We start from the raw sequence: 12,605 nt of genomic DNA, 5'->3' as shown, positions 1-12,605 counted from the left end.
TGTCGATCATGGTCGGCGTCGGCCGCGGCGCCGGGGCCGGCGTGCTGATCAAGAACGCGGAAGCCCTGGAGCACATGGAGAAGGTCGATACGCTGGTCGTCGACAAGACCGGCACGCTCACCGAAGGCAGGCCAGCGGTGACCGCCATCGTCCCGGCGCAAGGCTTCACGGAGGCCGAGGTGCTGCGCCTGTCGGCCAGCGCCGAACGCCCCAGCGAACACCCGCTCGCGGTCGCCATTGTCGCAGCGGCCGAGAAGCAAGGCATCACGACGGCCCCGGTCTCGGACTTCGACTCGCCCACCGGCAAGGGCGCCTACGGAACGGTCGAGGGCAAGCGCGTGGTGCTCGGCAGCGCCAAGTTCCTGGTGGAACATGGCATCGACGTCAGCCCGCTGGCCGAGCAGGCCGACCGGCTGCGTGAGGACGGCGCGACGGCGATCTTCGCCGGCATCGACGGCAAGGTGGCGGGCGCCATCGCCATCGCCGACCCGGTGAAGGCGACAACGCCCGAGGCACTGGCCGGCCTGAAGGAGGAGGGCATCCGCGTGGTGATGCTGACCGGTGACAACTGGACGACGGCCAAGGCCGTTGCCCGCCGGCTCGGGATCGACGAGGTCGAGGCGGAGGTTCTGCCGGACCAGAAGAGCGCCGTGGTCGAGAAGTTCAAGCGCGAGGGCCGTGTGGTGGCGATGGCCGGCGACGGCGTCAACGACGCCCCGGCGCTGGCGGCGGCGGACGTGGGCATCGCCATGGGCACCGGTACGGACGTGGCCATGGAGAGCGCGGGCGTGACGCTGCTGAAAGGCGACCTCACCGGCATCGTGCGGGCGCATCGGCTGTCGCGCGCCACCATGCGCAACATCCGCCAGAACCTGTTCTTCGCCTTCATCTACAACGCGCTCGGCGTGCCGGTCGCGGCAGGGGTGCTCTACCCGTTCTTCGGCATCCTGCTCTCGCCGATCATCGCGGCCGCCGCGATGGCGCTCTCCTCGGTCAGCGTGATCGGCAACGCCATTCGCCTGCGGGCCGTCCGCCTGTAACCAAGCGGGCCGGGCAAGTTCCACCGAGGCTTGCCCGGTTCCGCAAGGGCGGATCACAATCCTCCAGCCTTGAGAGAAATCAAAGCACGCCGCGGGCCGACCCCTTACTGTCGTGACGATCCAGATTCGGAGCCTTCGTCATGAACACCACACCCAAGCTCTCTGCGACACCTCCCAACAAGTGGCGCGCCCTCCTGGTCGGCACTCCTTTGGGATGGGGCCTCACGCTGGCGCTGGCCGCGCTGGGCATCTACCTCTTCATGAACCACTCGGGCCATGTTGTGGCTGCCCTGCCCACTGTTGCACCTGTTCATGCATGCAGGCCATGATCGGCATGGCGGACATAACAATTAATGCCTGCTTGCCGGATCGGTCTGAAGGAACTGATATCGGGCGTCGGTCCAGTTTCCGGGGAAGCGCATCATGGAGGCGTGGCAAGAGCGCCTTTGACAATTGCCAGTAGCAAGCACCTGCCTCTGCTCCCAAGTGCCAGCCGCTGCCTGGCGGGACGGCCCGCCTCGATGCGCACAGCACCACGCACACAACGGTTCAGGGAATAGCCTGATGCCGTTGCAGCCCAAACTCGCTCGTCGTGGAGGCGGAGAGCAGCGGGCCTGACACCGTTTTGATCTACAAAAAGAAGTGAAGGAGCGTGCGTAAGCGCGGCCCTAAGCTTGAGCCACTCGCCTGCAATGGCTCACCTTCTCTGCATTGTACTATGACTGGGTCCAGTGTTTCAGGCATTCTCCGCCAGTGACATAGTTGCTATTGCTCCAAGCCCCTCCAGGATCGCTGTCACGATCTCCTGCGGACTGGCTGCTATGGAGACAACAATCGGCTGCTCCTCTGGTCCAGGTTCCTCAAGGGTGTTGAACTGGCTGTCCAGAAGGCTTCCAGGCATAAAATGTCCACTGCGCATCGCCGCGCGGCGGGCCACCAGTTCCCGCTCGCCCTGAAGGTACACGATGCGAACATCCTGTCGGCTCCCAACGAGGATGTCGCGATAAGACCGCTTCAGGGCCGAACAGGCGACGACGCCGTGTTTGCCCGCACTGCGCGTCGCATCGATCCAGGTGGCAATGGCCTGAAGCCAGGGCCATCGGTCCTCGTCCGTCAGCGGCACGCCGCTGTGCATCTTTTCAACGTTGGCAGCCGGATGGAACCAATCGGCATCCGCAAACTCCCAATGGAGCTGATATGCCAGCATTGAAGCAATGGTGCTTTTGCCGGAGCCGGAAACACCCATGACGACAATCACTGATGGCAATTTGTGCTGGGCCAAGTCTATCTTCGGCGGCTGTGCTATCATCATCTGTCCTCCGGCGCGGCGGCACGATCGGCAAACCAGCGTAACCGGCCAACCGGCTGGACATGGGCTGCGGGAAGATCCTCCCCGGCCAACACCTGAGCGAGAGCCTTTTGCTTGCCGGCGCCACTTACCACAAACAGCACCTCACGGCCTGATGCCAGAGCAGGGGAGGTCAAGGTCACCCGAGGAACGTAGGGCTCCATGCCGGCACGTTCGACAGATGTCACCCAGCGCTTACGTTCGCTTAATGCCGGCGAACCGGGGAAGAGCGAGGCCGTGTGCCCATCCTGCCCGAGCCCCAGCAGCACGAGATCGAACAGCGGGCGAGCGGGATCGAGCTCGTCGGCACCATAAAAGCGCTTAAGTTCCTGCTCATACAACTCAGCGCTGTGCGCAGGGCTGTTTGTGTTCATTGACACAGGATGGATGTTCTCAAGCGGCGCAGGCATATAGGCCAGAAACGCGCCCCAGGCCATGCGCGCATTGCTGCGCTCGTCCCGCATTGGGACAAAGCGCTCATCGCCCCAGAACCAATGAACCCGATCCCAGGGAATTCGGTCGCTGTGACATGGCTCAAGCAGAAGCCTGTAGAGGCGCTTTGGCGTCGAACCACCAGCCAGACAGACAGAAACCCGGTCGTTAAGAGAATGCGCTACAGCTTCGCAGAGCGCAGCAGCCGCGGCCTGCGCGACAGCCTCCCCGGTCTCGAAAATCCGGACATTCGCCGGCACAATACTCATTGATCGACACCTCCCAGGTGTTCGGCTGAAAGCCCGTTCCAATCGGCGCACGATCTCGCCAGTCCAGCAATCAGAAGGGACAGGCGCAGTGCATTGGAATGTGAGAGCATTGCGGATCTCATCTCGACCTGGAGCCAGTTCACAGCGGGCGCCAGGCCCGGCCGTCACGGGCAAGGAGATCATCCGCTTCTTTTGGCCCGGCGCTGCCGGCCGGATAGGTGGTCATCGTGTCGCGTCTGCCTGACCAAGCACGGAGCAGCGGCTGAACAACCCGCCAGCCCGCCTCGATGCTGTCAGCGCGCTGAAACAGGGTCGCATCACCCATCATGGCATCGTAGATCAAGGTTTCGTAGCCGGTGCTCGGCGGGCTTTGGAAGTAGTCCTTGTATAGAAAGTCCATGTTGACCGCGCCAAGCCGGACCTCCGGGCCAGGCACCTTGGCGCCGAACTGCAGCGAGATGCCCTCGTCCGGCTGAATCTGCAGCACGAGCCAGTTTGGGATGCAGGCTTCGACCCCAGTGCCCCGGAAGAGCGCCAAGGGGGCCTGCTTGAACCGGATTGCGATCTCGGTATCACGCTTCGCCATTGCTTTGCCAGTACGGAGATAAAACGGCACGCCGGCCCAACGCCAGTTGTCCACCATCAGTCGCAGCGCGACAAAAGTCTCGGTCTGGGAGTTCGGGGTCACGTCGAGCTCATCGCGGTAGTTGCGGACGGCTTGCCCATGCACTATCCCAGCCGTGTACTGCGCACGTACGGCCGCAGCGTCGGGCAGAAGGTGCACGGCCGACAGCACCTCCTCCTTCTTGTCACGCACCGCATCCGCCTCAAAAGACGTCGGCGGTTCCATGGCTGTCATGGTGAAGAGCTGGAACAGGTGATTGGGCACCATGTCGCGCAGGGCACCGGTGGCGTCATAGAAGGAGCCCCGCTTCCCCACGCCCACTGTCTCGGCGACAGTGATCTGGACATGATCGATCCGGTCCCGGTTCCACAAGGGTTCGAACAGGCCGTTGCCAAACCGGAAGGCCAGGATGTTCTGAACGGTCTCCTTGCCAAGAAAGTGGTCGATCCGGAAGATCTGGTCCTCGCTCAGGACGGCAAGGATATCGCGATTCAACGCTTTGGCGGATTCGAGATCATGTCCGAACGGCTTCTCGATGATCACCCGCCTCCAAGCGCCCGCCTCTTGTCCGGTGAGCCTCGCTTCGCCGAGCCCGTTCACCACCGGCCCAATGAACCGTGCGGCGACCGCCAGATAGAACAGAACGTTCCTGCCGGTGCCATAGGTCTCTTGTGAGGCCGCAATGCGCCCCGCGAGCTCCCTGTAGGTCGCCGGATCGGTGACATCGCCTGCAAGGTACTCCAGCCGACCGACAACCTTCTCCCAAGCACCCTCATCGAAGCCCTCTGCTGCGAGCCCGGTGCCTCGCTCAGCGATGAACCCCCGCATGGTTCCGGTGAGGTCGTCGCGTAGGGTATCGACCGAGACCCCACTCCGGCCCACGCCGATCATGGCGAAGCGCTCCGGCAGAAGTTCCCAGCGCGAAAGGTTGTAGAGCGCCGGCATCAGCAGCCGATGCGTCAGGTCACCGGTGATGCCGAAGATCACGAGAGTGCAGTCCGGGGCAGGCTTCGAGCCGCAGGAGCTCGGGGCAGTCATCGTCATATCCATCATACGCGGCTCTCCCCAATCATGCGGTGTGCAACCGATCAGCTCTTCTTCGGCTCTATGTGCCCGCCGAACCCCTGGCGCAGGGCGGAGAGCATCCTGTCGGCAAAACTGTGCTCCTGGCGCGAGCGGAACCGGGCGTAGAGCGCGGCGGAAAGCACGGTCGCCGGCACCCCTTCTTCGATGGCAGCCTGGAGGGTCCAGCGACCCTCGCCCGAGTCCTCGACATAGCCCTCGAACGTCTCCAGGTGCGGGTCTCCGGCCAGCGCCATGGCCGTGAGGTCGAGCAGCCAGGACGAGACCACGCTGCCCCGCCGCCAGACTTCGGCCACATCGGCGAGGTCGAGCTCGAACCGCTGCTCTGGCGACCATTCCGCCGTGTTCGCGTGTTTCAGGATGTCAAAGCCCTCCGCGATGGCCTGCATCATCCCGTATTCGATCCCGTTGTGGATCATTTTGACGAAGTGACCTGCGCCACTTGGGCCAGCATGGATGTAGCCGTGCTCTACTCGAGGGTCCCGCCCCTCCCGGCCGGATGTTGGCGGGATGTCACCGCGGCCTGGCGCCAGCACCCTGAAGATTGGGTCGAGGCGATCGACGACAGCCTTGTTGCCGCCGATCATCATGCAGTAGCCCCGATCCAGGCCCCAGACACCACCGCTCGTCCCCACATCGACATAGTGCAGCCCCTTGCCGGCGAGCTCACGAGAGCGGCGGATATCATCCTTCCAGAAGGTGTTTCCGCCGTCGATGATCACGTCGCCTGGCGCGAGCAACCCGGCGAGGGTTTGAATTGCCGCCTCCGTGATGGGGCCTGCGGGCAGCATGATCCAGACAATCCGGGGAGGCTCAAGCCCCGCGACCAAGGCGGGAAGATCGGGGGCAGTCTCAGCGCCCTCAGCCGCGAGTTGAAGGCCCGGCTCAGAGTTGCGGTCGTAGACCACGCATGAATGCCCACCACGCAACAGCCGCCGGGTGATGTTCGCGCCCATGCGGCCAAGACCAACGATGCCAAGTTGCACGAATGTTCTCCCTTCAGCACAACATTTGCTTGATCGCGGCTCACCCAAGAAGCCGCTTGCCGTGACCTGGGCATCTGCCAATTCATCTTGCCGCAGGCCATGGGACCTTGGCTGAGCATCCTGGAACTCGCAACTCAATGGCTCACCTGGTGCATTGGATCCCGCTCAGTCGTCCGTCTCCATCCTTGACATAACCTTGACATCACCATTGCATCTTGACTTTGATCTGGATCAAGGGCGGCCCATGCTTGGGTGGCTATATTATGGATGTTGCACGCCATCTACAGCAGATGCGGCGCATCCGGTGACTTGGTGGAGGGACAAGGTGATTTGGTTTTCGAAGCTCAGGTTTGCGGCCGCCCTCGGAGCGGGTCTCATCATCGCCCCGGGTCTCGGTTTTGCGGCGATGACCAATATCGAATGGCTGAGCCGAATGGAACAGATCGAACTCAGCCGCGGGACCATGGCGGACCACGTCCATGCCCAAGGAACGGTCCGGGCTGTTGATCCCGGTGCTGGCACGGTCACCGTTCTGCACCCAGAGATCGGCAGCGCCGACAAAAGCATCTGGATGCCCGCCATGGTGATGGTGTTTCATGTCAGCCGGTCGGAGGTGCTGCGCGGCGTCAAAGCGGGCGACACCATCAGGTTCGAGGCCGCACGGCGCCGAGGAGCCGTGATGGTGACGCGCATCACCAAAATCGGCCGGTGAAGCCGCAGTTGCTCAGCCGCTCTTCTTATCCTTCTCAGATGCAGGACGTTTTTGCCCCAGGCATCTGAACTGATGGCATCCGCTCGTATTGTCGTCAACGGGTGCCGCCGGTGTGGCTCACGTTCCTCAAGGAGAACTCAAATGCGTAAGACACTGCTTCTTGCAACCGCCCTGACCTTTGCAAGCGGCAACCTCACCGTTGCGAGGCCAGCCCTCGTTGGCGCACCGGGCCAGAGCCTGACTGAAAGTTCGGCCAGCCTCGTGACGCCTGTTGCCACTGATAAGAAAAAAGCCAAAAAGGCCAGGAAAAGTTCAAAGTCCGGCGGCAACATGAACATGCAGACCATGCCTCCCGGCCATCGTATGTAAGTGAGGCGCGAGGAGCGGTGCCGCATGCGGCAGCTCCGCTCCCAACCAGGATTCAGCAGGCTTCTCACAGCGGGTACCTGAGGCCTTGAGAGTGAGCGTAGTGCGAGTCCGCTGCGCCCTCGCTGAAGCGAATCGTTGAACCCGTCATAGAGATACCCAACCGTATGGATGTCCGTCAGTCAGTCAAGCCTCTCATCCTGCCGCCGGCGGATGCCGTGGCCGCCGTGCAGTCGATGCGGGCGCGTCCGCTATCCCCCGACTGGGAGCCGGACCCCGTGTCCGATGCACCGGGAGCCCCCGGCATTCCCCCAACCTGGACCAGCAGCGCCAAGGATGTGGTCGGAGGCTCGTTGGGACCCGCGCGTCTGTGGTTCACCCTTGGTCATGGGATCGTCAACGAGGTCTACTGGCCTCGCGTGGATCTGCCGCAAATTCGTGATCTGGGCTTCATCGTTGCCGATGGGCAAGGCTTTTGGGCCGAGGTGAAGCGCAGTGCCGAGTATCGCCTGCGCTCCATTGCCCCCGGTGTTCCAGCCTACGAGATCGTGCACTCCCATCCACGCTACACATTGCGGCTCAGAGTATCGCCGGACCCGCGCCGTGACGTCCTGGCAATCGAATGTGCGCTGGAGAGCCCCGAGCCGGCCTTGCGCCTCTACGTGCTGTTGGCGCCCCATCTTGGGGCAACCGGGCACGGAAACCGCGCCACCGTGTCTCGCCATCGCGGCCGACACGTGCTGTGGGCGGAACGCCCGCCTTTTGCGCTGGCGCTCTCAGCCGTCGACGCCCATCAGCGGGATGCCATCCTGCGGGCCAGCGCAGGCTATGTGGGTGCGAGCGACGGCTGGCAGGATTTTGCGCGCAATCGTGCGATGACCTGGGAGCATCCCGCGGCCGGTCCGGGGAACGTCGCGCTCATGGCGGAGCTGCCGCACCAGTGTGTCCTCGCCTTGGGCTTTGGCAGCAGTCGGGAGGCGGCCGCTACTCTGGCTGTCTCCTCTCTGATGCAGCCTTTCGACAACCTGCTGGCGGGGCAGAGGTCTGACTGGAGCGCCTGGCATCGCCGCTGTGGCGAGTGCTGCGCACGTCCTCCGGATGTTCCTCAGGATCTGCAGGACCAGTTCGTCACCTCGAGCACGGTGCTGCGCACCCACCTCGACAAGACCTATCCCGGCGCCATGGTGGCGAGCTTGAGCGTGCCTTGGGGCGACAGCGGCAATGAGCGCGGCGGCTATCACCTCGTCTGGCCGCGCGACCTCGTCGCGTGCGCCGGCGGGCTGCTGGCGTTCGGCGGTGAGGCCGAGGCCCGTGACACGCTGCGCTACCTGATCGCAACCCAGAATGCCGAAGGGCACTGGCACCAGAACCAGTGGCTTGGTGGCCAGCCCTACTGGCGGGGCATTCAGCTCGACGAGACGGCGTTTCCGGTCCTGCTCGCAGCCATGCTTGCAGATCGTGATGCGCTTGCGGGCGTTGAGCCGCACGACATGATCCGCCGGGCGCTCGGCTGTATTGCCAAGCGGGGCCCGTCGACCGACCAGGACCGGTGGGAGGAAAACGCAGGCCTGAACACCTTCACGCTTGCGACCTGTATCGCCGCTCTGGTCGCGGGCAGCGCCTTTCTCGACGCGACGGCACAGCATTGGGCTCTTGAGCTGGCCGATTTCTGGAACGCCAGTCTCGACCAGTGGACCGCTGTGCACGGGACCGGGTTGGCCCACCGGGTCGGCGTCAACGGCTATTACGTGCGCACTGCTCCGCTCTCGGTCCTGGAGAACGGCAGCCGCTCCTTAGAGGAACCTGTCCCGATCCGCAACCGCGCCGATGAGGCAAGCCTTCGGGCCAGCGAGCAGGTCAGCACGGATTTCCTGCAACTGGTGCGGTTCGGCCTGCGCAGCGCGAGCGATCCGCTGGTGCGGGACAGCCTCACGGTGGTCGACCACCTGCTCAAGGTCGACACCCCGGCAGGGCCGGTGTGGCGCCGCTACAATGGCGATGGCTACGGCGAGCACGAGGATGGCGGCCCTTTCGATGGCACCGGTGTCGGGCGGCCGTGGCCCCTGCTGGCCGGCGAGCGCGGCCACTACGACGTCCTCGTCGGCCAGGATCCCCTGTCGACCCTACACACCATGGCGGCGACCGCGAGCCCCGGCGGCATGATCCCCGAGCAGGTGTGGGACGCGGCAGCGGTTCCACAGCGCCGCCTTTACCCGGGCCGGCCGACTGGATCTGCCATGCCGCTCGCCTGGGCGCATGCGGAGTTCCTCAAGCTGATCGTGTCGCGCTCCCTAGGCTATCCTACTGATCGGCCGCAGGCGGTGTGGGAGCGTTACCGAGGACAGCCAAGGGCAGCGGCCTGCTCATTCTGGTGGCCACATGCCAAGATCGGGTCCATGCCTGAGGGACGCCGTCTTGTTGTCGCCCTGCCGCGGCCTGGAACTGTCCGCTGGGGCCGGGACGGCTGGCAGGCGATCACCGAGACCCAGGCAGAAGAGACAAGTCTCGGTTTTTACGCCGCCTCCCTGGACACGGCCGGACTGCGGAGCAGCCAATGGATCAACCTGACCATCCGCTGGAACGACGGCGAGTGGATCGGGTTTGATTCCCGGGTTCAGGTGGCAGCCACCAACGAGAGCGGCCCCAAACGCGAATCTGCAAGCAAGCTTTAGGGGCTTTTCCGCCAAGGGAAGCATTCTCTTCCGCAGTTCACCGGACGATCCGCGAAGCTGTGTTTCCCGGCAGGAGGTTTGAATAGAACCTTTTGCCCTGCCGCGCGTTACAGCGCAGGTTCTTTCCGTGGAGACAGCACATGATCCGGATTTCACCCCTCTTTGCAAGCACCTCTCTCGCCGTCCTCCTTGCATCGATCCTTCCTGTTGCCGCTCAGCAGATGCAGGGCGGGGAGCATAGCCGTGGCATGCAGGGGGGCTCCATGCAAGGGATGCAAGGACAATCGGCGCAAGGCATGCAGGGGATGACCATGCAAAACATGAACCAGGTACAGCAGGAATTCCATGCCTCCATGCAGAAGATGAACCAGGAGATGATGCAGGGCATGATGGACCCGGATCCTGGTAAGGCCTGGATGAAGCAGATGATTGCACACCACCAGGGCGCTGTGGAGATGTCCGAGATCGTGCTCAAGCACTCCAAGGATGACGATGTGGTCAAGGAGGCCCGCAAGACCAAGGAGCAGAATGAGAAGGACATGAAGGAACTGCAGGCTGAACTCCGGAGGAAGGAGCGTTGAGGCGCTCCTTCAGCTTGGCACGGGTTAGATCGTGGAGGGCTGCACCGTCAGCCCTCCTGTAGTCTTCGGGCTGGAGCCTTGCTGCCTTAGCCCAGTTGAACAGCGCCTTATGGAACACTTGAGCGGCTTACAGATGAGGTTGGATGACAAGCCTCTCCATTCCCGATGCGAGTGCCCCAGTTGTGAAGGCTCGCCGTTATGGCTGAGCCAGCTCTCTATGCTTGCTTGAGTTGATTGTCCGGGTGACCTCTTCGTAGCGCGCCCGCGCGTCGGACCAAGCCTGTAGGAATCCAAACAGCTCCCTCAGGGAGGGATTGATTTCCTTGTAGGCGGCAAGCGCTGCAACCAGCGCTCCGATCGAGAGGCGGTTCTGGATAACAAGATAACCGCCCACCGTAAAGAAGAAGAACGGGGTCAGGTTGGAGGTGAAGTTGTAAAGACTCTTGAGTCTCGCCTTCATCTCGTTGATCCGCAGCCTGATTGCCTCGAGCTCCTCGATTTGCCGCAAGCGTTCGCGGCTGGTTGAAGAAGGCGCCGCCGGGAACTCTGGGGTCCCAGACAGGGCGGCACTCAAACTCCTCGTTGCATGAACCCGTTTGCGGACAGCCACGTTGATGCGCGACTGGAGGCGAGGCAGGACTGCAATCTGAACCGGCAGCATCACGACAGCGGCAAGCGCCATCAGGACATCCTGCATGAAAAGGAAGGCGAGACTCGTCAGAAGTGTTCCACCCTGCAGGACAGGCACGCTCAGCATGCTGCCGCCGAAATAACCAATGGGCTCGCACTCGCTGATTGCAACGGAGATCAGAGCCGGGCCATCTGCCCTTTCCGGGGAGTGAGCTTGGGCTCTTAGGACAGCGATCCGAAGTCGCCTGACGATCCGTTCAGCAATCTGCCCCTGAGCGGTGCTCGCATAGTACTTGATGGTCCCATTCAGCGTGATCGCACCGAGATAACCGGCGCAGAGCAGGATGAGAAGGCTGACCTGATCCAGCTTGAATGCGAACAGATCCATCTTGGGTCCGCCGACTGCAAGAACATGGTTGATGATGTGCTTGGGGAACTCAAGGACGAGGTAAGTGGTCGGGATCACGAGTGACGATATGACGAGCAGCTTGATCTGCGGCCGCAGCGTCCAACGCAGAATGGCCTGCTCCAGGGTCGGCTCACGTGAGCCTTCGACGAACGCAGAACGAGTGCAACTGCTCATGCTCGGGTCTCGAGAGAGACCCACCGAGCAAGATACAACATTATGTGGGGCATCTGACGGTATTCTGTAGGTAGGTGAAGGCAAGCGGCTGGCATTGAAGCAGGGTATGGTGGGACCTGCTGACTTTCAGTTGGACGGCTATCTACAGAGACTGAATGACCGGATTGCTAAACCCCACCTCGGGTCGAGGATGGCGCTCCGGTTCTGTCACCAGACCCCTAACGTAATGCGGCGCAGATCTGGCTTGGCACCCTCGGCCGCACCAAATCTACGCTGCTGTACAGGGCTGCACCCCTCAAGCGTTGAGAGATCGTCAACGCTGGGCTTACGGACGCTTGGTATCCCTGTAGTCACATGGGTTTGTCACCTGCGAACCGCTGGCACCACTCACCGGCACACAGTTGCCTGTAGTCACCGGCTGCTGCGGGGCCCCAGGCTTCGGGCCCGCTCCCAAATTGGGATGGGAGGTGTGGCCATAGCTGCCTGGGTTCGTCAGCTGCGAGCCGCTGGCATTCGGAACCGGCGTAGGATTGCCGGTGGTCAGCTTCTGCTGCGGTGCCCCAGGCGCCGGTCCAGCCCCGAGGTTGGGATGGGAGGTGTGGCCATAGCTGCCTGGGTTCGTCAGCTGCGAGCCGCTGGCATTCGGAACCGGCGTAGCCGACTGGGCCAAGGCCCCAGCTGTGCTGAGCGCGAGCGCGCCAAGAGCGGCTGTTAAAACAATATGTCGCATTGAGGCTCTCCTTTGTTAAGGCTACTGGAGGCATGATCGCCTAATTTCAAGCGCCTGACAATTCTCCTAATATCAGACAGGTCATGCAACGTCCTTGATCCAAGTCAAAAGGGACGATTTTGCGCGCGCGGCAGAGCCGCGATCTCCTCGGATGGAACAGCCACAGTCAGCTAACCTGTTTCGCATAAATAGGTTCCAAGCCAGACCCGCCCTCATGGCCCAAGCAGATCGCCGGGTGGGCAATGGGGCACCAAGTGCGCATGAATGAACGATCGCGTGACGCCTCTGGGCAGGGCTGCAACGGAAGCCCCATGCTGGCGTTAGCGGGGTGCAGTGCAGGCTGGCTTTCACCTGCGGGATGTACGGACTGAGAGGAATGCGATGGCAGCACCTTGGTTCATGTTCGCGACCGGGATTGAGAACAGCTACCCGACCATCAACAACGGCCGTACCCGGATCGACGAGATGGAGAAGTGCGGCCACTACAAGCATTGGAAGACGGACTTCGAGCTGCTCCAGGATCTCGACATTCAGTTCCTGCGCTATGG

At 62.6% G+C, this 12,605-nt stretch carries 11 protein-coding genes; 6 read left to right on the top strand and 5 right to left on the bottom strand.

The annotated features are described in order from the left end of the window. On the top strand, window positions 1-1,040 hold a 1,040-nt coding region (locus tag OC446_RS26545), incomplete at its 5' end, for a heavy metal translocating P-type ATPase (protein ID WP_262031990.1). 140 nt (window positions 1,041-1,180) lie between these two features. Beyond that, entirely contained in the window at window positions 1,181-1,369 is a 189-nt protein-coding gene (locus tag OC446_RS26540) for a hypothetical protein (RefSeq protein ID WP_262031989.1), read from the top strand. Between the two features lie 407 nt (window positions 1,370-1,776). On the opposite strand, the gene OC446_RS26535 is transcribed toward OC446_RS26540, so the two are convergent. The 4 genes from OC446_RS26535 to gnd all read right to left on the bottom strand — a co-directional run bounded on the left by OC446_RS26535 (window position 1,777) and on the right by gnd (window position 5,783). Next, a complete protein-coding gene (locus OC446_RS26535) occupies window positions 1,777-2,352 on the bottom strand; it encodes a gluconokinase (RefSeq protein ID WP_262031988.1) in 576 nt (191 codons plus the stop codon). After that, a complete protein-coding gene (gene pgl / locus OC446_RS26530; protein WP_262031987.1) occupies window positions 2,349-3,089 on the bottom strand; it encodes a 6-phosphogluconolactonase in 741 nt (246 codons plus the stop codon). Before pgl ends, OC446_RS26535 begins: the two co-directional genes overlap by 4 nt. A 139-nt stretch (window positions 3,090-3,228) precedes the next feature. After that, window positions 3,229-4,752: a glucose-6-phosphate dehydrogenase gene (gene zwf / locus OC446_RS26525; protein ID WP_262031986.1), complete on the bottom strand. Its 1,524-nt coding sequence runs from the start codon at window positions 4,750-4,752 to the stop codon at window positions 3,229-3,231. 50 nt (window positions 4,753-4,802) lie between these two features. Beyond that, on the bottom strand, window positions 4,803-5,783 hold the full coding sequence (gene gnd / locus OC446_RS26520) for a phosphogluconate dehydrogenase (NAD(+)-dependent, decarboxylating) (protein ID WP_262031985.1): 981 nt from the start codon (window positions 5,781-5,783) through the stop codon (window positions 4,803-4,805). Between the two features lie 325 nt (window positions 5,784-6,108). Here gnd and OC446_RS26515 point away from each other — a divergent pair, with 325 nt between their 5' ends. The 4 genes from OC446_RS26515 to OC446_RS26500 all read left to right on the top strand — a co-directional run bounded on the left by OC446_RS26515 (window position 6,109) and on the right by OC446_RS26500 (window position 10,114). After that, window positions 6,109-6,495, top strand: coding sequence for a copper-binding protein (locus OC446_RS26515; RefSeq protein WP_262031984.1), 387 nt, complete (start codon window positions 6,109-6,111; stop codon window positions 6,493-6,495). 141 nt (window positions 6,496-6,636) lie between these two features. Next, window positions 6,637-6,864 (top strand): hypothetical protein, encoded by a 228-nt coding sequence (locus tag OC446_RS26510; protein WP_262031983.1) that lies wholly within the window; start codon window positions 6,637-6,639, stop codon window positions 6,862-6,864. A gap of 164 nt (window positions 6,865-7,028) precedes the next feature. Further along, window positions 7,029-9,533 (top strand): glycoside hydrolase family 15 protein, encoded by a 2,505-nt coding sequence (locus tag OC446_RS26505; RefSeq protein WP_262031982.1) that lies wholly within the window; start codon window positions 7,029-7,031, stop codon window positions 9,531-9,533. Between the two features lie 221 nt (window positions 9,534-9,754). Then, window positions 9,755-10,114 (top strand): DUF305 domain-containing protein, encoded by a 360-nt coding sequence (locus OC446_RS26500; protein WP_410055152.1) that lies wholly within the window; start codon window positions 9,755-9,757, stop codon window positions 10,112-10,114. A 196-nt stretch (window positions 10,115-10,310) separates the two neighbouring features. On the opposite strand, the gene OC446_RS26495 is transcribed toward OC446_RS26500, so the two are convergent. After that, entirely contained in the window at window positions 10,311-11,132 is an 822-nt protein-coding gene (locus OC446_RS26495; protein ID WP_262031981.1) for a hypothetical protein, read from the bottom strand. Between the last annotated feature and the right edge of the window lie 1,473 nt (window positions 11,133-12,605).

This window comes from Microvirga sp. Mcv34 (genome assembly GCF_024519725.1).
Classification (GTDB): Bacteria; Pseudomonadota; Alphaproteobacteria; order Rhizobiales; family Beijerinckiaceae; genus Microvirga.
This window is presented reverse-complemented; position numbering and strand designations above follow the sequence as displayed.